The organism is Amycolatopsis halotolerans, from assembly GCF_042647905.1.
GTDB classification, from domain to species: Bacteria; Actinomycetota; Actinomycetes; order Mycobacteriales; family Pseudonocardiaceae; genus Amycolatopsis; species Amycolatopsis halotolerans.
Map to the genome: position 1 here is coordinate 12,052 of NZ_JBHRWI010000022.1, position 21,208 is coordinate 33,259.

20 protein-coding genes are annotated in these 21,208 nt (G+C 69.6%); 16 read left to right on the forward strand and 4 right to left on the reverse strand.

Features of this window, described 5'->3' with window-relative positions:
* Window positions 1-22: 22 nt before the first annotated feature.
* Window positions 23-427 carry a hypothetical protein gene (locus tag ACFORO_RS18635; protein WP_377870947.1) on the reverse strand — a complete coding sequence of 135 codons (405 nt, stop codon included), beginning with the start codon at window positions 425-427 and terminating at the stop codon, window positions 23-25.
* 169 nt (window positions 428-596) lie between these two features.
* Between ACFORO_RS18635 and ACFORO_RS18640 the strand changes: the two genes are divergently transcribed.
* Window positions 597-1,070 (forward strand): hypothetical protein, encoded by a 474-nt coding sequence (locus tag ACFORO_RS18640; RefSeq protein WP_377870946.1) that lies wholly within the window; start codon window positions 597-599, stop codon window positions 1,068-1,070.
* A gap of 67 nt (window positions 1,071-1,137) precedes the next feature.
* On the opposite strand, the gene ACFORO_RS18645 is transcribed toward ACFORO_RS18640, so the two are convergent.
* Together ACFORO_RS18645 and ACFORO_RS18650 are read right to left on the reverse strand one after the other, a co-directional pair.
* Entirely contained in the window at window positions 1,138-3,693 is a 2,556-nt protein-coding gene (locus ACFORO_RS18645; protein WP_377870945.1) for a polynucleotide kinase-phosphatase, read from the reverse strand.
* On the reverse strand, window positions 3,690-5,099 hold the full coding sequence (locus ACFORO_RS18650) for a 3' terminal RNA ribose 2'-O-methyltransferase Hen1 (RefSeq protein WP_377870944.1): 1,410 nt from the start codon (window positions 5,097-5,099) through the stop codon (window positions 3,690-3,692). Before ACFORO_RS18650 ends, ACFORO_RS18645 begins: the two co-directional genes overlap by 4 nt.
* Window positions 5,100-5,173: 74 nt before the next feature.
* On the opposite strand from ACFORO_RS18650, the gene ACFORO_RS18655 reads away from it, so the two are divergent.
* The 14 genes from ACFORO_RS18655 (at window position 5,174) to ACFORO_RS18720 (ending at window position 19,482) form a co-directional block, all read left to right on the forward strand.
* Window positions 5,174-5,689: a hypothetical protein gene (locus tag ACFORO_RS18655; protein WP_377870943.1), complete on the forward strand. Its 516-nt coding sequence runs from the start codon at window positions 5,174-5,176 to the stop codon at window positions 5,687-5,689.
* A 7-nt stretch (window positions 5,690-5,696) separates the two neighbouring features.
* Window positions 5,697-6,221, forward strand: a complete 525-nt coding sequence (locus tag ACFORO_RS18660) for a hypothetical protein (RefSeq protein ID WP_377870941.1) — start codon at window positions 5,697-5,699, stop codon at window positions 6,219-6,221.
* Window positions 6,222-6,254: 33 nt separating this feature from the next.
* The gene (locus tag ACFORO_RS18665; protein WP_377870940.1) at window positions 6,255-6,851 is read left to right on the forward strand and encodes a permease-like cell division protein FtsX; all 597 of its coding nucleotides are present in this window, start codon (window positions 6,255-6,257) and stop codon (window positions 6,849-6,851) included.
* 193 nt (window positions 6,852-7,044) lie between these two features.
* Window positions 7,045-7,788 (forward strand): IclR family transcriptional regulator, encoded by a 744-nt coding sequence (locus ACFORO_RS18670; RefSeq protein WP_377870939.1) that lies wholly within the window; start codon window positions 7,045-7,047, stop codon window positions 7,786-7,788.
* Entirely contained in the window at window positions 7,785-8,720 is a 936-nt protein-coding gene (gene hutG, locus ACFORO_RS18675; protein WP_377870938.1) for a formimidoylglutamase, read from the forward strand. The genes ACFORO_RS18670 and hutG overlap by 4 nt, the downstream gene beginning before the upstream one ends.
* 1 nt (window position 8,721) lies before the next feature.
* Window positions 8,722-10,212, forward strand: a complete 1,491-nt coding sequence (locus ACFORO_RS18680) for an ABC transporter substrate-binding protein/permease (RefSeq protein ID WP_377870937.1) — start codon at window positions 8,722-8,724, stop codon at window positions 10,210-10,212.
* On the forward strand, window positions 10,212-10,943 hold the full coding sequence (locus tag ACFORO_RS18685) for an amino acid ABC transporter ATP-binding protein (RefSeq protein WP_377870935.1): 732 nt from the start codon (window positions 10,212-10,214) through the stop codon (window positions 10,941-10,943). Before ACFORO_RS18680 ends, ACFORO_RS18685 begins: the two co-directional genes overlap by 1 nt.
* Window positions 10,944-11,101: 158 nt before the next feature.
* Complete coding sequence (locus ACFORO_RS18690) at window positions 11,102-12,520, forward strand: MFS transporter (RefSeq protein WP_377870934.1); 1,419 nt, start codon at window positions 11,102-11,104, stop codon at window positions 12,518-12,520.
* Entirely contained in the window at window positions 12,517-13,995 is a 1,479-nt protein-coding gene (locus ACFORO_RS18695; RefSeq protein ID WP_377870933.1) for an FGGY family carbohydrate kinase, read from the forward strand. Before ACFORO_RS18690 ends, ACFORO_RS18695 begins: the two co-directional genes overlap by 4 nt.
* Before the next feature lie 148 nt (window positions 13,996-14,143).
* Window positions 14,144-15,829 carry a glycerol-3-phosphate dehydrogenase/oxidase gene (locus ACFORO_RS18700; RefSeq protein ID WP_377870932.1) on the forward strand — a complete coding sequence of 562 codons (1,686 nt, stop codon included), beginning with the start codon at window positions 14,144-14,146 and terminating at the stop codon, window positions 15,827-15,829.
* Window positions 15,826-17,388, forward strand: a complete 1,563-nt coding sequence (locus tag ACFORO_RS18705; protein ID WP_377870931.1) for an FAD-binding oxidoreductase — start codon at window positions 15,826-15,828, stop codon at window positions 17,386-17,388. The genes ACFORO_RS18700 and ACFORO_RS18705 overlap by 4 nt, the downstream gene beginning before the upstream one ends.
* 137 nt (window positions 17,389-17,525) lie before the next feature.
* The gene (locus ACFORO_RS18710; RefSeq protein WP_354735590.1) at window positions 17,526-18,119 is read left to right on the forward strand and encodes a glycerol-3-phosphate responsive antiterminator; all 594 of its coding nucleotides are present in this window, start codon (window positions 17,526-17,528) and stop codon (window positions 18,117-18,119) included.
* Window positions 18,116-18,400: a putative quinol monooxygenase gene (locus ACFORO_RS18715; RefSeq protein WP_377870930.1), complete on the forward strand. Its 285-nt coding sequence runs from the start codon at window positions 18,116-18,118 to the stop codon at window positions 18,398-18,400. The genes ACFORO_RS18710 and ACFORO_RS18715 overlap by 4 nt, the downstream gene beginning before the upstream one ends.
* Window positions 18,400-19,482, forward strand: coding sequence for a zinc-binding dehydrogenase (locus tag ACFORO_RS18720; RefSeq protein WP_377870968.1), 1,083 nt, complete (start codon window positions 18,400-18,402; stop codon window positions 19,480-19,482). Before ACFORO_RS18715 ends, ACFORO_RS18720 begins: the two co-directional genes overlap by 1 nt.
* Window positions 19,483-19,500: 18 nt before the next feature.
* Here ACFORO_RS18720 and ACFORO_RS18725 read toward each other — a convergent pair whose 3' ends face one another.
* Window positions 19,501-20,070 carry a YbhB/YbcL family Raf kinase inhibitor-like protein gene (locus ACFORO_RS18725; RefSeq protein ID WP_377870929.1) on the reverse strand — a complete coding sequence of 190 codons (570 nt, stop codon included), beginning with the start codon at window positions 20,068-20,070 and terminating at the stop codon, window positions 19,501-19,503.
* A gap of 144 nt (window positions 20,071-20,214) precedes the next feature.
* On the opposite strand from ACFORO_RS18725, the gene ACFORO_RS18730 reads away from it, so the two are divergent.
* The gene (locus ACFORO_RS18730; protein WP_377870928.1) at window positions 20,215-21,171 is read left to right on the forward strand and encodes a phosphotransferase family protein; all 957 of its coding nucleotides are present in this window, start codon (window positions 20,215-20,217) and stop codon (window positions 21,169-21,171) included.
* Window positions 21,172-21,208: the final 37 nt, after the last annotated feature.

Below are 21,208 nucleotides of genomic sequence, written 5' to 3' on the forward strand. Positions count from 1 at the left end.
CCCGTTCGGAGGCAAGCGAAACTCAGTACTCCCAGGGGAAGGGCTCCTTGGCGAATTCGACGCACAGCCGCCAGCCGTCCGCACCGGGCGCGGGTTCGGTCCAGGCGTCGAGCGAATCGGTCAGCGCGCGCAGGATGTGCCAGCCGACCTCGTCCGGTCCGGGCGGGAACGCGGACGTCGTCGTAGTAGTGACGGTCACTGTCATACGCCCGGCGCAGCGGAACGCGCATTCCAGGAACGCGCCCTCGTCCGCCCGTCGCGCTTGCGCGGCGACCGCCTCGTCGACTGCCAGCCGGAGGTCGGCGACCTCGTCGAGCCGGAACCCGGCCGAGGAGGCGACGTCCTCGGCGACCAGCCTGGCCAGGAACAACAGTTCCCCGTTCGCCGGCAGACGCAGTTCGACCACTGGCGCAGCCGCGGTGAGCATGTCTCTTCCGTCCGCTTCGCGCTGAACCATGCGTTCCGGGTTACCCGGCCCGGCGGCGGGCCAATCATCGCCCGCCGGATGGATTCGGAGCACCCGAAAGGCCCCGTTTCCGGTGCTGCGCCGCGGGTAACCAGGGGACCGGAGCACGGCAGGGAAAGGAGCACCCGGCATGAGCACCAACGCCTATCTCTCGTTCCTCGCGATCGGGATCGCGCTGGTCCTGGTGGACGGCCAGATCATCTACCGCAGCGGCCGCCGGTACCTCGCGAACGCCTACGGGGACCCCGGAGCCGGCGCCTCGATGACCCGCCTGGTGACCGTGTTGTTCCACCTCGGGACGCTGGGCATCCTGGCCTTGGTCTCGACGGTCGACATCGGCGGAAGCGACCTGCCCGGCGTCGTCGGACGGCTGGGCGTGCTGCTGCTGATCCTGGCACTGGCCCACGCGGCGACGCTCGGCGCGCTGGCCCGGATCCGCGGCGAGCAGGACGTGGCCGACGCGATCGCCCACCGCGACGAGCGGCTGGCGCGGCGGTCGGAGACGGATCTGCAGGCTCCGACGATCACGCCGGTGCCTGGCCAGGAAGGTCGGCATCCGGACGTGAGCCCGTCGTTGGAGCAGCGGTCTCCGTACACGGCCTGAGCGACGGCGAACCGGTGCGTTCTCGCGGTGTTCGCGAAAACGCACCGGTTTATGCCGTCCGCACTGTCTACAAGCGAGGGTCCACCGGCTCGGATTCCAGTGCCAGCACAGCGAAAACGCACTCGTGCACCCGCCACATCGGCTCGTCGCGGGCGAGCCGGTCCAGTGCTTCGAGGCCGAGAGCGTACTCGCGCAGCGCGAGCGAGCGCTTGTGACCGAGGCCTCGTTGCCGCAGCCGGGACAGGTGGCGTTCCTCGGTGTAGTCGGGGCCGTAGATGATCCGCAGGTACTCGCGGCCGCGGACCTTCAGCCCCGGCTGCACGAGGCCGCGCGATCCCCGCACCAGGTTGGCGGCCGGTTTGACCACCATGCCCTCGCCGCCCCGCGCGGTGAGTTCGGTCCACCAGCCGACGGCCGCCGCGACGGAGGCGGGGTCGGTGGTGCTGACCGAGACCCGCCCGGTCGGGGCGAGGAAACCGTCGCCGCCCTCGACGAGCCGGTCGGCCAGCGCCAGGTGCCAGTCGTGGCTTTGCCGGTGATGCGCGTGCCCAGCCGACGCCAGCACCTGGAACGGCGCGAAACGCACGCCGTCGAGGCCGTCGGTCGGCCAGCAGTAGCGCCGGTACGACTGGGCGAACGCGTCCGCGTTGGCTGTGCGGGAACTCGTGCGCTCCACCAACGCCGACACGTCGAGGCCGGACGCGTCAGCGGCGGCCAGCGCGTGCGCGGCAGCCGGGAGCGCCGAGCGGGCGGCAGCGCCGACAGCCGCGTACTGCTCGCGCAGCAACTGCTCGGCTTTGACGCTCCACGGCAGCAGTTCGCCGTCGAGCAGCAACCAGTCCGAGCCGAGTTCGTCGAACAGGCCCGCCTTTTCCGCGGCAGCGCGGATCCGGTCGACCACTTCGGCGGTCAGCGTTTCGGTGAAGAAGTGCCGTCCGGTCCGCGTCCACACCGCGCCGAGCGCGTCGCCGGGCGCGCCGAAGCGGGCGCGGGCCGCGTCGCGCGAGCGGCACACGAGCGCGACCGCACGCGAACCCATGTGCTTTTCCTCGCACACCACGGAATCCACGCCCTCCGCGCGGAAGTAGTCGAACGCTTGGCTCGGGTGCTCCAGCAGCCCGTCGGCCGTCGCGGTGGCGACCGGCGACATCGTCGGCGGCAGGTAGACCAGCCAGCGCGGATCGATCGCGAACCGCGACATCACCTCCAGCGCCGCCGCGGCGTTCTCCTCACGGACGCCGATCCGCTTCTGGTAGGCGGTCTCGATCACCCGGCGGCCCAGGACGTCGGTGACGTCCAGCACTCCCGGATCGCGGTGCGCGACCGGTTCCGCTGCCCCCGGGTTGGCGGGGAACGGTTTGGCGGGCTCGTAGTAGACCTCGGCCGCCGGGACCGAGACGATCTCCTTTTCCGGATACCGCAACGCAGTCAGGGTTCCGCCGAACACGCAACCGGTGTCCAGGCACAGAGTGTTGTTCACCCACTCCGGCGTGGGCACGGGAGTGTGGCCGTAGACGACCATCGCGCGGCCGCGGTACTCGTTCGCCCACGGATAGCGCACGGGCAGGCCGAATTCGTCGGTCTCGCCGGTGCTCTCCCCGTACATGCAGAAGCTCCGCACGCGTCCGGACGCGCGGCCCTGGAAGCGTTCGGTGAGCCCTGCGTGCGCGACGACCAGATTGCCGCCGTCGAGGACGTAGTGGCTGATCAGACCGTCCATGAAGTCATGCGCCTCAGCCCGGAACTCGGCCGGTTCGGCGGCGAGCTGCTCCAGCGACTCCGCGAGCCCGTGCGTGACTTGCACATTCCGGCCCCGCAGCGCACGCAGCAGCTTGTGCTCGTGGTTTCCGGTGACACAGAAGGCATTCCCGGTGCGCACCATGCCCATCACGAGCCGCAGCACGCCCGGCGTGTCCGGGCCGCGGTCGACGAGATCGCCGACGAACACCGCCCGCCGTCCGGGATGCTGTGCCCCGATCGCGCGGCCCTGATCGTCGCGCTCGATGGCGTAGCCGAGTTCGGTGAGCAGCGCTTCGAGTTCGACACGACAGCCGTGGATGTCGCCGACGATGTCGAACGGTCCGGTCTCGTGCCGCAAGTCGTTGTACAGCGGGACGCGCGTGATCGTCGCTTCGGCGGCCTCCTCCGGGGTGCGCAGCACGTGCACCGTCCGGAAGCCCTCCTTCTGCAGACTCCGCAACCCGCGACGCAGCTGGTCGCGCTGCCGCCGGATCACCTGCGCGCCGAAGGTCCGGTCCGCGCGGCTTTCGTTGCGCGCGGCGCAGAGCGATTCCGGCATGTCCAGCACGATCGCCACCGGCAGCACGTCGTGCTCCTTGGCCAGCGCGACCAGCGATTTGCGCGCGTCGGGCTGCACGTTGGTCGCGTCGATCACGGTCAGCCGCCCGGCGGCGAGCCGTTTGCCGACGATGTAGTGCAGGACGTCGAAGGCGTCCTTGGTCGCCGACTGGTCGTTCTCGTCGTCGGACACCAGACCGCGGCAGAAGTCCGACGAAATGACCTCGGTCGCCTTGAACTGCGCGCGGCCGAACGTCGATTTGCCCGACCCGCTCGCGCCGACCAGCACGACGAGACACAGGTCAGGGATCTCAAGCGTGCTCATGCCGCACCGCCTTTCGTGAACAGGGCCAGCTGCGTCGCCGGGCCGACTTCGGGGTCGTCGGAGCCGACGGGCAGCATCCGCACGCTGTAGCCGTGGTTGTTCGCGACCCGGTCCGCCCACGCGCGGAACTCGGCACGGGTCCACTCGAACCGGTGGTCCCGGTGCCGCAGCTTGCCCGCGGGCAGCGACTCGAACCGCACGTTGTACTCGCGGTTGGGCGTGGTCACGACGACCGCGCCCGGGGCGGCGAACTCGAACACCGTCCGCTCCAGTGCTTGAAGCCGAGGCGGGTCGACGTGCTCGACGACCTCCATCAGCACAGCCGCGTCGAGGCCCGCGAGCCGATCGTCGCGGTAGGTGAGCGAGGACTGCAGCAGCTCCAGCCTGGCTCGCTCCCGTTCGGACATCCGCTCCAGCCGCAGCTTCCGCGCCGCGACCTGCAGCGCGCGAGCCGAGACATCCGCGGCCACGATCCGCTCCACCGACCGCTCGGCCAGCAGGTCGCGCACCAGTGCGCCCTCGCCGCAGCCGAAGTCGCCGACCGAGCGGGCACCGAGCGACCGGAGCACGGCCATGATCGTGCCGCGCCGCTGCTCGGCCAACGGCACCGGACGGTCCGGCGCGTTGAGGACTGTCGGCGCGGCGAGCGCGTTGTCGATCTCCTCGGGCTCCGAATCGTCCACTTCGGCCAGCCGGGTCAACGCGGCGGTCGTCAGGGCACGACGGTGCGCGAGATAGCGGCGGGTGATGAGTTCCTTCTCCGGATGCCCGGCGAGCCAGTCGCCGCCGGCCCGCACGAGCTTGTCGATCTCCTCTTCGCCGACCCAGTAATGCTTCGCGTTGTCCAGGACCGGCAGCAGCACGTAGACGTGGTTGAGGGCGTCGGCCAGCCGGAGCTCCCCGGTGAGCCGGAGGTCGACATAGCGCGAATCGCCCCACTGCGGGAACTCCGGATCGAGCGGGAGCACCGTCGCCTCGACCGTCCAGCCGAGGGGCTCGAACATCCGGCGCACCAGGTCGACGCCGCCCGGGCACGCGGGCACCCGGATGTCCAGCGGGATCGCACTGGCCGCCAGCTCCGGATGCGACTTGCACCGGCCGGTGAGCGCGGTGCGGAAGACTTCCTTCACCGCCACCGAAAGCAGGCTCGACGCCGCGTAGGGACGGTCGTTCACGTACTGGCCGAGGGTGAACCCGTCGCCGGAACCCGCCTTGCCGCGCACGAGGGCGACCGGGTCGACCTCGAGCATCAGCGCGGCGGTGCACCGCTCGTCGGACGCCTCGGGGTAGAAGACGTGCGCTTGCCCGGCGGAAAGCTCGAACGACTGCACCCGGCCTGGGTGCTTGTGCAGCAGGAATCCCAGGTCCGAGGCGGGTTGGTGGGTCGTGGTGACTGTCAGGAACACGAGAGGGGAGTATTCCGTACGGCATTTGTCCGTGTCGCGGGAGTTTCGGTCGAGCAGGGGAGGGGTGGAGCCGGGTGGCTCAGGTGCACTACTGCAAGGCGTGGGGCGGCGAGCGCCGCACCATGACGCAGCCGTTCACGGAACGGACCGTGAAGCGCCGCTACGAAAACAACGGAAGGTGGTTCAGCGCGGTCATCGGGGAGGTGTCCGATCCGGACTGTGTGCTGGAGATCAACCCGCAAGCGCCGTACCCGATCACCGTCAAGTTCTTCGACGGCCACGGCAGCACCCGCTTGTCCTACGGGTTCTGGCGCATGGAACCGGACACGCTGTTTCTGCGGCACGTGGTGCGGTGGGAGTACCCGGACGACGGGAAGTTCCACGCGATGAACGAAGCGGTCTTCATCGAGGACGTCTTCTGGGAGAAGCCGGACGGTGTCGTGCGCCGCGTGTTTCGGCAAGGGAATTCCGTGAGCTCCGAGGACTATCGGGACGTGCCGATCGACGCGAACTGGGAGCCGTATCCTGTCTTCGGCGACTTCGCCTCCATCGCCCGCGAAGACCGCGACCATCCGCCCAGGCAGTCTTGAGACGGGGATGAACCGGGTGTTGCAGGCGCACTATTGCCAGGCGTGGGGCGACGAGAGCCGCACCATGGCGCAACCGCTGACGGAGCGGACGGCGAAGCGTCGCTACGAACAGGGCGGGAAATGGTTCACCGCGGTGATCGGAGACGTGTCCGACCCGGTGTCCGTCCTGGAGATCAACCCCCGCGAGCCGTACCGGATCGGCGCGAAGTTCTTCGACAACCACGGCAGCGTGCGTTTGACCTACCGGTTCTACCTGGTGGAGCCGGAAAGGCTGTTCTTGAAGCAAGTTACGCGATGGGAGTATCCCGACGACGGGAAGTTCCATCCGATGAACGAGTCCACGATCGTGGAAGTTCTCTTCTGGGAGGAGATTGACGGCGTCGTGCGCAGGCGGGTCGACGACGGAAACACTGTCCACGCCGAGGACTACCGGGACGTGCCGATCGACGCGAACTGGGAGCCGTATCCTGTCTTCGGCGACTTCGCCTCCATCGCCCGCGAAGACCGCGACCATCCGCCCGCACCGGTGTAACGCGCTCAGCCGAACGCAGATCAAGGAAACATGATGAGCGACCAGGACCCCGGTGCAGGACAGGAGCCCGAGAGCCCGGAGACGGCCGCATCGCCGTTGCCCCCGGTGCCGCGCCCGGCTCGTTGGTATCGGCTGGCGATGGCAGCGCTCGTGCTGGCCGCCGTCGCGGTGCTGGGCGGTTCGGGCTGGTGGCTGGTCTACGGACGCGCCGTGGACGGGTACGCGTTGCCGGACGGCCCGATCCCGCTCGGCGCCCGTGACGTCTGTGCCGGCACCGTGACCGTCAGCCTCAAAACCGACGCCGAGATGGCGGCCGTCGCCCGGGCGTTGCGCGGCGATCCTCGGGTCCTGCGGTCCTACACCGAGACTCAGCAGCAGGCCTACGTGCGGTTCCGGCGGATCTTCGCGAGCCAGCCGGAGCTGCTGAAGACGACGGGGGCGGACGCCATGCCCACCTCGGTCATCGTGGTGCCGAAGGACCAGAACGCCACCGCGGGCATCGCCGACCAGCTCCGCGTCCAGTTCCCGGCGGCGCGGAAGGTCAGCGACGACAACGAGGTCCGCGGCAGGTTCACCGGGCCGGGTTACCGGGATCCGACGTGCCTGCCCAACGGCGAGCACTCCCGCTGACCACACGCCCCGGACCCGGACGGCGCCGCCAGTTCGCTGAGCGGTGCGGTTCGGCCGGTCGACGTCGAACGTGCCCGGCAGTGGGCGCGTCCGCCCGCTCCGCTCCGCACACAGCCAATCACCGGGAATAAACTTCCCATTAACTGGGAATACTCGCTAGGAACCCGCCCGGCCGCGACGTAGCGTGCGCGCCATGACAAGCGCGGATGCCAACCGGAAGGCCGGGACCAGGGCGGCGCGGATCCTGGCGGTGTTCGCCGAACGGGAGAGCGCGACGGCGGAGGAGATCTCCGTCGGCACGGGCATTCCCTCCAGCGCGGTTTACCGCTACCTGACGACGTTCGTCGAGATCGGCCTGGTGCATCAGGCGCGCACCCGCGGCCGGTACTGCGCGGGCTCGCTCACGGTCCAGATGGCCGAGAACTACCGCCGCGAGGCGCTCGGCCAGGGCGGTGTCAAGCGGCGGCTGCGGCAGCTCGCGGCGGACACCGACGAACTCGCCGCGTTCCTCATCGCTCGCGACAACCACGTGCTTTGCGTCGAAGCGGCCGAGGGGACCCGCGTGATCCGGTGCAGTTTCTCGCCGGGGCTGAGCAAGCCGCTCGTCTTCGGGGCGAGTGCGCAGGCCTTGCTCGCGTACCTGCCGGAGGACCGGGTCGCGGCGACGGCCGAGGCGCACGGGCTGGACGGCGAGCAAGTCGGGAAGCTGGAGAGCGAGCTGCGGCGGGTGCGCGACCAGGGCTTCGCGGAGAGCGTCGGCCAGGTCGATCCGGGGGTGTGGGGCGTGAGCGTGCCGGTGCTGGACCGGCATCGCCGCCTTGTCGGCACGGTGAGCACGATGGCCCCGGATTTCCGCGTGCGCCCGCGCCGCGATTCCCTCGTCACGCTCACCCACGCCGCCGCGCAGGACATCAGCCGATTGCAGGAGCACGTGTGAGCACCACCCCATGGACCGGACGCGACGACGGCAACGGTCCCGAACATCGCCGATGGCACCACGCCGTCAACGAATTCTCCAGTGTCCCAGGCGTTTCGCTGATCGGCTTCGCCAGCGACGCCGGAGTCCGGCGCAACGGCGGACGGCCGGGAGCACAGGCCGGGCCCGAAGCGATCCGGAAGGCGCTGGCGTCGTTCGCGATTCAGCCCGAGTTCGTCATCAGCGACGCGGGGGACGTCTCCGTCGAGGGCGACGCACTGGAAGCGGGGCAGGAAAACCTCGGCGAGCTGGTCGCGAAGCAGCTCAACGACGGGCATCTCCCGCTCGTGCTCGGCGGCGGCCACGAAACGGCGTACGGCTCCTACCTCGGCCTCGCCCGCAGCGGCCTGCTGGACGGCCGACGCCTCGGCATCCTCAACCTCGACGCGCATTTCGACCTGCGGACCGCTGACCGCGCGTCCTCGGGCACCCCGTTCCGGCAGATCGCCGCGCGGGAAGCCGAGCGCGGCGCGGAATTCGCCTACGCCGTGGTCGGGATCAGCGAACCCGGCAACACCGCCGCGTTGTTCGCGACGGCCGCCGAACTCAACGTCCGCCACCTCCTGGACCTCGACTGCCAGGAACGCCATCTCGAGCGAGTTCTCGACTTCGTCCGGGCCTTCGTCGCGGACGTCGACGCGCTGTACCTGTCGATCGATCTCGACGTGCTCCCCGCCGCGCAGGCGCCAGGGGTCAGCGCTCCTTCGACCCTCGGCGTACCCGCCGCGGTCGTCCTCGAGGTGTGCCGGCTGGTCGCGAGAGACCCGAAGCTCGCCCTCGCCGACATCACCGAACTGAACCCCGTCTACGACGTCGACACCCGCACAGCCCGGATCGCGGCCCGCCTCGCGCACACGCTCGTGACGAGCCGTCCGGTCCCGGAAGGACACTGAAATGCCCCCTCAGCGAATCTGGCCGCGGCTCGGCGCCGTGCTGCTGGCCTGCCTGCTCGCGTTCTTGCCGACGAGCGCGGCGAGCACGGCGAACGCGGCCGAACCACAAGGCGGGAAGCTCGCCGCGCTGCGGTCCGGGCAGACGACGCTCCGGGTCGGCACCGACGCGACGTTCCCGCCGTTCGAGTTCACCGACGCCAAGGGCGGCCAGCTCGGCTTCGACATCGACCTGGTCCGGGCGCTCGCGCAGCGGGCCGGCATCAAGAAGGTCGACTTCGTCCAGATGCCGTTCGGCAACATCGTCCCGGCGCTCCAGGCGAACCAGATCGACGTCGGCGCGTCGGCGATCTACATGAGTCCCGCGCGGGAGAAAGCCGTCGACTTCTCGGACATCTACTACCCGGGCGGCCTCGCGGTCTTCGTCAGCGACAAGGACAACTCCGTCACCTCGCTGAAGGATCTCGCCGGCAAGCGGGTCGCGGTCCAGGTGGGCACGAAGTCGGTCGACTGGCTCGCCCAGCACCAGCCCGCCGCGCAGCTGATCACGGCGCAGACCAACGAGCAGATGTTCTCGTCGGTGAAGCTGGGCCAGGCCGACGCGGTCGTGACCGGGGCTCCGGCCGGGAAGTACTTCATCGCGCAGCAGGGCGGCCTCAAACAGGTCGGCGACCGGCTGACCGAGGAGAACTACGGCTACGCCTTCCAGAAGGCCGACACCGAACTGCGGACCGCGTTCAACACCTCGCTCAAGCAGATGCACGACGACGGTTCGTACAAGCAGGCCACCGAAAAGTGGTTCGGCGCGGAGAGCACCGCGGCGAAGCCGGGCGGGCACTCGCTGTTCAACTTCTCCACCATCGTCGATTCCTCGGGACAGCTCTGGCAGGGCCTGCTGGTGAGCCTCCAGGTGATTTTGCTGGCTCTGGCGTTGAGCCTGCTGCTCGGCACGCTCGGCGGATTCGCCAAGCTGAGCAAGATCGCGCCTATCAGGTGGATCGGCAACGTCTACGTGTCGGTGATCCGCGGGACGCCGTTCGTGGTGCAGCTGTTCTTCATCTACTTCGGACTGCCGCAGCTCGGCGTGCAACTTCCGCCGATGACAGCGGGAATCATCTCGCTCGGCCTCTACAGCGGTTCGTACGTGACCGAAATCTTCCGCGGCGCGGTGCAATCGATCGACCGCGGACAGCTGGAAGCGGCGCGGTCGTGCGGCATGTCGCAGGTGTCGGCGATGCGGCACGTGATCATCCCGCAGGCGTTCCTGCGGATGCTTCCGCCGCTGGGCAACGAATTCGTGTCGCTCACGAAGAACTCGGCGCTGGTGTCCTTCGTGACCATTCACGAGCTGTTCCTGGTGGGCCAGACCATCATCTCCCGCACCTTCGACGCGCTGACCGTGTACCTGTTCATCGGCCTGCTCTATTACCTGCTCACCAACCTGATCAGCTTCACGACGCGCACCCTCGAGAAGAAGATGGCGGTGTACATCTGATGGCACTCCTGGAAGTCCGCGGCCTGACCAAGTCCTACGGTGACGTCAAGGTGCTCGACGGAATCGACTTCGCGATCGAGCCCGGCCAGGTGGTCGCGGTGATCGGGCCCAGCGGCGGCGGGAAGTCCACCTTCCTGCGCTGCCTGAACCTGCTGGAGACCCCGACGTCGGGCAGCGTCTCGTTCGACGGCGAGGAACTGACCGGCCGCGGCGTCGACCTCGACCGGCTGCGGTCGCGGATGGGCATGGTGTTCCAGCACTTCAACCTCTTCCCGAACATGACCGCGCTGCGCAATGTCGTGCTGCCGCAGATGAATGTGCTGAAGCGGAGCAAGGAAGAGGCCGAGGCGAAGGCACGCGCCCTGCTGGAGCGGGTCGGCATGATCGAGCGCGCTGGCGCTTACCCGAACCGGCTGTCGGGCGGGCAGAAGCAGCGCGTCGCGATCATCCGTGCGGCGGCGATGGACCCGAAGCTGATGCTGTTCGACGAGCCGACGTCGGCGCTGGATCCCGAGGTGGTGCAGGACGTCCTCGACATCATGTCGGAGCTGGCGAAGGACGGGATGACGATGCTGGTGGTCACGCACGAGATGGGGTTCGCCAGGAAGGTTGCCGACCGCGTGGTGTTCGTGGACGGCGGGAAGATCGCGGCCGACCTGCCGCCCTCGGAGTTCTTCTCCGAGAGCAACGAGAACCCGCGTGCCCAGGCTTTCCTGAAGAAGGTGCTTTGACGAACGCGCGCTCGCGGGCAGCTTGACGCCCGCGAGCGCGCCGCTTAATCTTGCGTTCTCAGACAGGCACAGACGAAGAGCCACTGTCAGCGGTCTTCGTCGTGTCTGTTTTTTGTATGCCGGGATCGCTGACAGCCAGCGCAGAAAGTTGGCGGTCCATGAGTTCTCCCACGGTCGCAGCGCCGCGATCGATCGCGAATGTTTCGCAGGTCACCGCGCTGATCAACACGTTGTCGAAGTTGCCGCGCAAGGCGAACCTGCTGTGGTACCTGGTCCTGGGCGGGCTGTTCCTGGACGCCTATTCGAACGCCGCGCTCGGCGCCGGCCTCGCGCCGATGACCAAGGAACTGGGCCTCGGGGCGGGCCAGGTCGGCCTGCTCACCGCGACCGCGCCCGCCGTCGCGATCCTGTTCAACCCGGCGGGCGGCTGGCTGGCCGCCCGGATCGGCCGGGTCAAACCGCTCATCGCGGCCAAGGCGATCGCCGGGCTCGGCGCGGTGCTCACCGCCACCGGCGGGAGCTTCGAGGCGGTCTGGGCCGGGCGCGGCCTGGTCGGCGTCGCCTACGGCATCGACTTCGCGGTCGCGATGGCCCTGCTCGCCGAGTACACCCCGGCGAAGCTGCGCGGACGGCTGAACCTGTGGCAGTCCGTCTGGTACGTCGCCACCACGGTGAACCTCGCGCTGACGCTGGCGTTCTACCAGGCCGGCGTGTCGGTGGAGATCTGGCGCTGGTCGGTCGGCTCGGCCGGGGTCTTCGCGCTCGCGCTGCTGGTGCTGCAGATCGCGTTCCTCGCCGAAAGCCCGTCGTGGCTCGCGGCCAAGGGACGGCTGCCGGAAGCCGCGCGCAGCCTTCGCCGGATCTACGGTTTCCAGGTGACGCCGGGAACCGCGAGCGGCGAAGCGGCCGAGGAACAGAAGATCGGGTTCCGGCAGGCGGGCGTGCTGTTCCGCAAGCCTTACCTCCAGCGCACTTTCCTGTCCACGGCGATCTCGCTGACCCAGGCGATGCAGTACTTCGCGATCGGCTGGTACCTGCCGGTGATCAGTCTCGCGATCTTCGGCGACAAATTCGAAACGGCCACGCTCGGGTCGATGATCTTCAACGTCGCCGGGATCGTCGGCGGCGCGCTGTCGGCCTACTTCGGCCGGAAGATCGGGCTGCGGGTCAGCTCGGCGATCGGTTACGCCTTCGCGTTCGCCATCCTGCTGGTGATGGGGCTGGGCTTCGGGAAGCTGCCGATCGCGATCGGGTTCCTGCTGCCGTTCCTGTTCATCTTCTTCCATTCTGCCGGACCGGGCGCGAACGGCAAGTCGATCGCGGCGCTGTCCTACCGCAGCGACATCCGCACCCTCGGCACCGGCGTGACCGGCATGCTCGGGAGCTTCGGCAGCGTCGTCGGGCTCTACGTGTTCCCGCAGATCAAGGAGGCGATGGGCCTCGGCCCGACGATCGCGCTGCTCGCGGCCGTGCCGCTGCTCGGCCTGGTGTCCTGCCTGATCGTGCGCTGGGACCCGACCCGCAGCGGCGTCGACCCGGACGACGAAGAGGTCTCGCTGCTCGGGAGGACGGCGTGACGCGGCGCGGGATCCTGGCCGTCGACGAGGGCTCGACCGGCACGCGAGCCGCAATCGTCGGCGAGGACGGCGTGTCCGGGCCGTCGTTCTACACCGCCGTCGACGTCGTCCATCCGGAACCGTCGCGAGTGGAACAGGACGCGGCGCAACTGCTGGAGCGCACCGTCGACGTCGCCTGCCAGGCGATCGCGTGGGCGGGGGAGAACGGCGTCGAGATCGTCGGGATGTCGGTGTGCACCCAGCGGGCGACCGCGATCCTGTGGGACCGCGAGACCGGGCAGCCGCTGGCTCCGGCCGTGGTGTGGCAGGACACCCGGTACGCCGACGAACTGGCAAAGCTCGCTCCGGAGTGGGATCCGGTGCTGTGGGAGCGGACCGGCCGCCCGGTCGGCACCCGCGCCCCATTCCTCTGGGCCGCGCGGCAGCTCGACCAGCTCGACGTGCCTGCCGAGCGTGTGCTGTTCGGTTCGGTGGACACCTGGCTCGTTTGGCATCTCAGCGGACGCACCAGATACGTCATGTCGGCGACCAATGCCGTCGCGTTCGGCGGGTACCGGCTGCGCGAGCACGAGTGGGACCAAGAATGGTTGGCAGCACTGGGTTTCCCGGCCGAGTTGGCTCCGCTGCCGGTCGATGACGACGGCGATTTCGGGTACACCGATCCGAAGCTGCTCGGCATCGAGGTGCCGATCGCCGCGGTGATGGGCGATCAGCACGCCTCGCTGATCGCGCTCGGCGCGCTGACTCCGGGCCAGGGCACGTGCGTGCACGGAACCGGCACCTTCGTCGGCGCGCTGGCCGGTGACGAACCGCCGGACGGGCTCGGCAAGGTGGACGGCGTGCTGTGTCTCGTCGGCTGGCGCAGCTCCGGACACAGCCGGTTCAGCCTCGAGGCCTACACCTCGACCACCGGTTCTGCCTTGCGGTGGCTCACCGAGGATCTCGGGTTGTTTCGTTCCGCCGCCGAGATCAGCGAATTGGCGGCGGCCCAACCGAGGAGCACCTCGACCTGGTTCGTGCCGACGCTGGCCGGGCTGCGCACGCCGGTGCAGCGACCTGGTGCGCGTGGCGTACTGACCGGGCTGAGCCTGGCCACCACCCGCGACGTGGTGGCGCGCGCGGTGCTCGACGGAATCGCGCACGCGGTGAGCGACACCGTCGACGCGCTGCGGACGACGATGAACCGGCCGGTGACCCGTCTTCGCGCCGGCGGCGGGTTGGCCGCCAGCGACGTCCTCCTGCGAAGCCAAGCCGATTTCGCCGGTGTCGAGATCGAACGAGCGGCCGATTCGGCGACCGCCAGCCTGCGGGGCGCCGCGTATCTCGCGGGCGTCCGGCTGGGCGTGTGGCCGTCGTTGGCCGAAGCCGTTGCGAACCTGGGGAAAGGCGAGGTCTTCGAACCTCAACTGCCCGAGGACGAACGGCGCGAACTGCGCGCCCGCTGGCAGGACGTGCTCGCGGCCTCGCTGTCCTGACCGTCCTCAGTGGACATTTTACTAATCCGACCAAAAGTAGGCCGCCCCTGAAGCGGCACGCAACCGTTGCAGCAAAGGCATTCGGCCGTGGCTGTGGTCGGATTAGTAACAATCGGCACAGTCAACTTTTGAGTGGAGAGACAAGCTCATGTTCACACTGCCGTCCCGACGGCCGAATGCCGTCGCCGCGAGGGCGACCCTGTCCGCGCCGTTGCGGCTGGACCGCCGCGCGGCACTGACCGATCTCGAAACCGGCACGTTCGACGTGCTGGTGGTCGGCGGCGGCGTTACCGGCGCCTACACCGCGCTGGACGCCGCCTCGCGCGGCCTCAAAGTGGCGCTGGTGGAGCGCGACGACTTCGCGTCCGGAACCTCGTCCAAATCGTCCAAAATGGTGCACGGCGGGCTGCGCTACATCGAACAGGGCAACCTCGACCTGGTCCGGCATTCGCTGCTGGAGCGGCAGCGGTTCCGCCGCAACGCGCCGCATCTGGTGCAGCGGCTGCCTTTCCTGTTCCCGATCCTGGCGAAGGACGGGGTGTTCGACGCCCGCATCGCCAAGGCCTTCGAGAGTCTCTTGTGGACATACGACCTCGCGGGCGGCTGGCGGATCGGGAAGCTGCACCAGCGGCTCACCGTCGACGAAGTGCTCTCGCACGCCCCGACGCTGCGCGCGGAGAACCTCAAGGGCGGCCTGATGTATTACGACAGCCGCGCTGACGACGCCCGGCTGACACTGGCGATCGTGCGCAGCGCCGCCCGGCTCGGCGCGGTGGTGGTCAACGGTGCCGAAGTGACCGGACTGCGCACCGCCGGCGGACGGGTCACCGGCGCGACGGTGCAGGCGGATGGGGAGCAGATCGACATCCGGGCGCGCGTCGTGGTGAACGCGACCGGCGTGTGGGCCGACCGGGTCGAGGGCATGGCCGATCACGATCACCAGCCGCAGGTCCGTCCGGCCAAGGGCGTGCACATCGTGCTGCCGTGGTCGAAGATCCGCAACGACTGCACGGTCACCGTGCCGATCCCGGGCCGCGCGCGGCGGGCCACCTGCACGCGGTGGGGCGACGTCGTCGTGGTCGGCACCACCGACACCGACTACACCGGCTCGACCGACGACGTGCACTGCACCCGCGAGGAAATGGACTTCCTCCTCGAAGGGGCCCAGATCGCCTTCGACACCAAGCTGGACGCCAGCGACGTGCTGGGCAGCTACGCGGGCCTGCGCCCGCTGGTCGGCGGCAAGGAGGGCGCGACGCTGGACATGCGCCGCGACCACCACATCACGGTGTCCGCGGGCATGGTCACGGTGACCGGCGGCAAGCTCACGACGAGCAGGCACATGGGCGAGCTGGTCGTGGACGAGGCGCTCGGCCTGCTGGGCCGGAAAGCCAAGTGCCGCACCAAGAACCTGCCGCTCATCGGCGGCACCGGATACGACGCGGAGGCGACCGCCGCGACCGGCGGCGTCGCCGCGCACCTCGGCGGCCGGTACGGGACCGAGGCGCGGTTCGTGAGCGCGCTGGTCGACGAGAACCCGGAGCTGGGGGAGCCGCTCATCGAGGGGCAGCCGTTCCTCAAGGCCGAGGTCGTGTTCGCGGCGCGTTCGGAGATGGCGCGCTCGGTGGACGACGTCCTGTCGCGGCGGACCCGGCTGCGGCTGTTCGCGCGGGACGCGTCGGTCGAGGCCGCCCCGCTCGTCGGCGAACTGCTCGGCGCGGAACTCGGCCTCAGCCCGGAAACCGTCGCGGCGCAAGTGGAGCAGTACCGGGCGGACGTCGCCCGGGAGAAGTCGATCCTGTTCGGAGACAACCTGTTGGGAGCCAACGCATGATCAGCCGTCAGACCGTCACGCACCCGTTCAACCGGGGCAATTACGTGGTCGGCGCGCCGACGCCGCCGCGCTGGGGCGGACGCACCGAGCCGGGCGAGGGCGACGCGTCACTGCAGACGGCGGCGGTGGCCGTGCCCGCCGCGCTGACCGAGGCGCTGCGCGAGCTGGCGGACGCGGTGCACACCGAACGCGACGAGGTCGTGCTGCGCACCCGTGACTGGTGGGCCGGTTCGATGATCGGCGAGACCGCGGGCGCCCCGGCCACCCCGGACGCGGTGATCGCCGAGGTGAGCACCGTCGAGCAGATCCAGGCCGCGGTCCGGCTGTGCGGCGAGCACCGGGTGCCGCTGACCGTGTCGGCGGGACGCAGCAACGTCACCGGCGCCGCGCTGCCGGTGTACGGCGGGGTGGTGCTGGATGTGTGCGGGCTCGACAAGATCGTGTCGTTCGACGCCGAATCGCAGATCGTCGAAGTGCAGGCGGGCATGTTCGGCGACCTGTTCGAGAAGGAACTGCAGGAGACGCACGGCGCGACCACGGGGCACTGGCCGTCCGCGTTCGCGATCTCGACGGTCGGCGGCTGGGTGGCCTGCCGCGGCGCCGGTCAGCTGTCCACACGGTACGGGAAAATCGAGGACATGGTCGTCGGCCTCGACGTCGTCCTCGCCGACGGCACGCTGGCCCGCTTCGGCGACTACCCGCGCGCCGCGACCGGCCCGGACCTGCGGCAGCTGTTCGTCGGCTCGGAAGGCACGCTCGGCGTGATCACCGCGGTGCGGCTGCGCACGCACCCGCTGCCGACGTACTCAAAGGCCATCGCGTACGGCTTCGAGACCTTCGCCGCCGGGCTCGACGCCTGCCGCCGGATCATGCAGCGCGGCGCGACTCCCGCCGCGATGCGGCTGTACGACAAGCACGAGAGCGGCACGCACTTCGGGCAGCCCGGCACCAACCTGCTGCTGATCGCCGACGAGGGCGACCCGGTGCTGGTCGACGCGATGATCAAGGTCAGCGCCGAGGAATGCGCGGCCGGCGGGTCCGAATTGGACGGCCAGCCGGTGTTCGAACGCTGGCTGGACGAGCGGATGCTGGTCGGCAAGTCCGCCGACGGGTTCACGCCTGGCCCGGGCTTCGTCGCCGACACCCTCGAGATGGCCGGTTCGTGGTCCGCGCTCCCGGCGATCTACGACGAGGTGGTGGCCGCGATCGAGGCCGTGCCGGGGACTTTGGCTGCTTCGGCGCACCAGTCGCATGCCTACACCGATGGGGCTTGCCTGTACTTCTCGCTGCGCGGGGACGTGGAGCCGGAGAAGCGGCGGCACTGGTACCGGTCGGCGTGGGACGCGGCTAATGCCGTTCTGGTGCGGCACGGGGCGGCATTGAGCCACCACCACGGTTCGGGGCTGCTGCGGGGGCCTTATCTGGCGGACGCGCTCGGGACTGGGTTCGGCACGTTCGTGAACGTGAAGCGCGCTCTGGACCCGGATGGATTGCTGAACCCCGGCAAGCTCGGCTTGCCGACGGAGCTGGGCCCGAACCCGCTGGACTCGGCCCGCTGACCGGGCGGCGAGGCTGGGTTGTCGTCCGTGAGGGGAACCCTGAGGGACTCTGAGTCCGTGAGGGTTCCCCTCACGCACCGGGGCGATGCGGCGGGACGGGAGAGGGAGGCCGCGGAAGGCATGAAACGGTGGACGGCATGAACGAGAAGATCACGGCGGCGTTCGAAGACGTGCCGGTGTGCGCGTCGGTGGTCGGCGTCGCGAAGGTGCCGGATTTCCTGACCGCCGCGTCGAGGGTCGGGATCCTGGCGTCGGTCCCGGTCGGGCAGCTGCCGAAGATCGTGGCGGCGCTGGCCGGGCGGGACAAGCTCGTGTTCGTCAACATCGATTCGTGCCCCGGCCTCGCCACCGACCGCGCGGGCGTGGACTTCCTCCAGGAGATCGGGGCGGCCGGGGTGGTCAGCACCCGGGTCGCCCCGATCGAACGGGCGCGGGCGTTGTCGATGCTGACGATGCACAAGGTGTTCGTCACCGACCGGTCGAACCTCAACCGGAGCCTGGAGGCGGTCAAGCGCAGCGGGCCCGACCTGGTGGAGCTGATGCCGGCCCCGATCATCCCGTGGATGTCGGAGTCGGCGAGGGAGGTCATGTCGCCGTTCGTCGCGGCCGGTTTCGTCACCGACCGGGACGGCGTGGCGCATTCGTTGGCGATGGGCGCGGCGGCTGCCGCGTCCTCCGATCCGGGGCTGTGGTCGCTGACCCGGTCCCGGCTGCGTACAGGAGAAGAATGAGTTTCGTAGTGGTGGCCCGGTATACGACCCCGGAACGGGACCGGGTCGTCGAACTGCTCGGCCCGATGGCGGAGGCGTCGCGGCGCGAGCCCGGCTGCCGGCGGTACACCGTCCACACGGGAATCGAGGACGGCGTCGTGGTGATCGTCGAGGAGTACGACAGCGAAGCGGACTTCACCGCGCACTGCGCGTCGGAGCACTTCGCGCGGATCGTGCTCGGCGAGGTCGTGCCGCTGCTGTCCGAGCGGCTCGTCACCCGCTGCGTCCCGGTCGGCGCGTGATGGAGGTTCGCGGCGCGGTCCTGCGCGAGGTCGGGAAACCGCTGGAGATCGAGACGCTGACACTGGCCCCGCCGGGACCCGGCGAGCTGCTGGTGCGCGTGCGCGCGGCCGGGCTGTGCCATTCGGACCTGTCGGTGATCGACGGATCACGCCCCCGTCCGGTGCCGATGGTGCTCGGCCACGAGGCGGCCGGCGAAGTCGTCGAAGCCGGACCGGGCAGCGATTTCCAGCCCGGCGAGCATGTGGTCCTGACGTTCGTGCCCTCCTGCGGCGACTGTGCCCCGTGCACGGCAGGCCGCCCCGCGCTGTGCGGTCCGGCCGCGGCAGCGAACCGCGAGGGCACACTGCTGGGCGGCGACGTCCGGTGGTCGTCGCCGGTCGGCCGCCCGCTGCACCACCTCGGGGTTTCCGCGTTCGCTTCGCAGGTCGTTGTGTCCGACCGGTCGGCGGTGCGGATCGACAAGGCACTGCCGTTCGAAATCGCGGCGCTGTTTGGCTGTGCGGTGCTGACCGGCGCGGGCGCGGTGTTCAACGCGGCGCACGTGCGCCCCGGGGACAGCGTGGCCGTGTTCGGCCTCGGCGGAGTCGGTCTGTCCGCGCTGCTTGCCGCGAAGGCCGCCGGTGCGAGCACGCTGCTCGCGATCGATCCGGTGCCCAGCAAGCGGGAGCTGGCGCGGTCGCTGGGTGCCACGGTGCTGACCGGTGACATCGCGGAGATCCGCGAGCGGACCGGCGGCGGGGTGGATTACGCCGTCGACACCACCGGCGTGGTCGCCGCCCTGAGCCAGGCGTACGAGGTGACCCGGCCGGGCGGGACGACGGTCACCGTGGGCCTTCCGGATCCGTCCGCTGGACTGACCTTGCCCGCGCAAAGCCTGGTGGCGGAGGAAAAAACCCTGCGGGGGAGTTACCTGGGCTCGTGCGTGCCCCGGCGCGACGTGCCGCGGTTCGTCGCGCTGTACCAGGCGGGGTTGCTGCCGGTGGAGGCGTTGCTGACGCATTCGATCGCGCTGGAGGAGATCAACGCGGGTTTCGCCCGGCTGCGGGACGGGGGCGCGGTCCGTCAGGTGATCACCTTCTGAACCCGCGCCCCAGCCCGGCTACGAGTTGCCCCGAAGCGAAGCAGTCGCGACGGTCGCCGCGTCGATGGCAGTCTCGGCGGCCTGCGTAGTCGAGTTCGAGTCGAGCTCGGTGAGCGACTCCTTGTTCAGCGCGTGCACGGCCCACTCGTACGTGTGATTCGTCGTGCACGGCCCCTGGTATCCGAAGAAGTTCGCGCTGCCGCGGTAGTAGGCCTGCCGTGACCCGGCGGGGACCGTCGGCTGGTACGCGTGGTCGACGTTCTGCGGCAGCTCGGCGACGTTCGCCGGGATGTCGTAGACGACCCAGTGGATGATGCCGTTGTCGAGGTCGTGCATGACGATCGCGTAGCTCTTGGCCTGCTCCGGCGCCCCGGACCAGGCCAGCGGCGGCGACTCGTCCTTCTTTTCGGGGTCGCCGTCGCCGCTGCTGGCGCAGTCGTGGACCTTGGGGATCATCCCGCCGTCGGCGAAGGCGGTGCTCGAGAGGGCGAAGGCGTCGCGTCTCGGGTTCGCCGACGCGGCGGCGGGGCCGGAACCCGCGGCGCAGAGGACGAGCAGGGCGAAGAGAGCGATTCTGGTGCGTCTCACTGGAGGCTCCCGAGGCTGCTGGTGGTCTCGTGTCCGTTCGTGGGGAGAGTGTGCGCCGGAACCGGCGGGGACCGTCGCGTCAGCGGCAGTGAGTACCACGTTTCCCGCCAAGAGTGACATCCCGCGCGGCAGTAGGGTGCGGAAGTGAGCGAAACCCGGGGGCGGCTCGGCAATCAGGACTTGGCCGGGGTGGTGCGGGCGGCGTTCGGCGCGCGCGAACTGGTGTCGGTGCGACGGCTGCGCGGCGGTTCGAAGAAGGGCGTCTACCGGCTGTTCCTGGACAATCGCACGACCGGCATCGCCTACGTCTGGAACTCCGACGAGGACTACTGGCCGGACGCGGCATCTCCCGAACACAACGATCCCTTCGGGCACAGCACCGGTCTCGGGCTGTTCCAGGCCGCGCACGCCGCACTGTCCGAAGCCGGAGCCCGGGTGCCCGAGGTCGTCCTGCTCGACAGCAGCAAAAGCCACCTCGACGGTGACGTCGCAGTGGTGGAGGACGTGCGCGGCGGCACGCTGGAAACCCTTGGGGACCGAGAGAATGTGCTGGCTCGTCTCGGCGACACTGTCCGGGCCCTGCACCGCACCCTGCGCGATCGATACGGCCGCCCTGGTGCCGACCGGCCTGGCGATCCGGTGGAAGACATCGTGTTGCGCCGCGCGCTGGACCACCTTGCCCAGGCCGCCGCCCGGGTGAAGGAGATCGCGGCCGTCGAGCACCGCCTCGCAGAACTTCTCAGCGAACGGCACGCTGCCGTGGAGCCACGCGCCGAGTACGGGTTGATCCACGGCGAACTGGGTCCCGACCACGTCCTCGTCGACGAGCACGACCAACCGGTGCTCATCGACATCGAGGGCGCGATGTTCTTCGACAGCGAATGGGAACACGCTTTCCTGGAATTGCGTTTCGGCGAGCACTACCGCCATTTCCGCGAACCCGACCTGGACAGGCACCGGATGCGGCTCTATCGCCTGGCGAGGTATCTGTCGCTGGTGGCGGGCCCGTTGCGCTTGCTGGACGGCGATTTCCCGCACCAGGCGGCGATGCTGGACATCGTGGACCAGAACGTCGCCCGCGCGCTCGGGCAGCTCGGCTGATTGGCGCCGGGCGCAGACTTCGTTGTGGCGCGCCACA

Coding starts and splice junctions, on each gene's coding strand:
- ACFORO_RS18635 (WP_377870947.1), bottom strand. CDS start 427: ATGCTCACCGCGGCTGCGCCAGTGGTCGAACTGCGTCTGCCGGCGAAC.
- ACFORO_RS18640 (WP_377870946.1), top strand. CDS start 597: ATGAGCACCAACGCCTATCTCTCGTTCCTCGCGATCGGGATCGCGCTG.
- ACFORO_RS18645 (WP_377870945.1), bottom strand. CDS start 3,693: ATGAGCACGCTTGAGATCCCTGACCTGTGTCTCGTCGTGCTGGTCGGC.
- ACFORO_RS18660 (WP_377870941.1), top strand. CDS start 5,697: ATGAACCGGGTGTTGCAGGCGCACTATTGCCAGGCGTGGGGCGACGAG.
- ACFORO_RS18665 (WP_377870940.1), top strand. CDS start 6,255: ATGAGCGACCAGGACCCCGGTGCAGGACAGGAGCCCGAGAGCCCGGAG.
- ACFORO_RS18670 (WP_377870939.1), top strand. CDS start 7,045: ATGACAAGCGCGGATGCCAACCGGAAGGCCGGGACCAGGGCGGCGCGG.
- ACFORO_RS18680 (WP_377870937.1), top strand. CDS start 8,722: ATGCCCCCTCAGCGAATCTGGCCGCGGCTCGGCGCCGTGCTGCTGGCC.
- ACFORO_RS18685 (WP_377870935.1), top strand. CDS start 10,212: ATGGCACTCCTGGAAGTCCGCGGCCTGACCAAGTCCTACGGTGACGTC.
- ACFORO_RS18690 (WP_377870934.1), top strand. CDS start 11,102: ATGAGTTCTCCCACGGTCGCAGCGCCGCGATCGATCGCGAATGTTTCG.
- ACFORO_RS18700 (WP_377870932.1), top strand. CDS start 14,144: ATGTTCACACTGCCGTCCCGACGGCCGAATGCCGTCGCCGCGAGGGCG.
- ACFORO_RS18705 (WP_377870931.1), top strand. CDS start 15,826: ATGATCAGCCGTCAGACCGTCACGCACCCGTTCAACCGGGGCAATTAC.
- ACFORO_RS18710 (WP_354735590.1), top strand. CDS start 17,526: ATGAACGAGAAGATCACGGCGGCGTTCGAAGACGTGCCGGTGTGCGCG.
- ACFORO_RS18715 (WP_377870930.1), top strand. CDS start 18,116: ATGAGTTTCGTAGTGGTGGCCCGGTATACGACCCCGGAACGGGACCGG.
- ACFORO_RS18720 (WP_377870968.1), top strand. CDS start 18,400: ATGGAGGTTCGCGGCGCGGTCCTGCGCGAGGTCGGGAAACCGCTGGAG.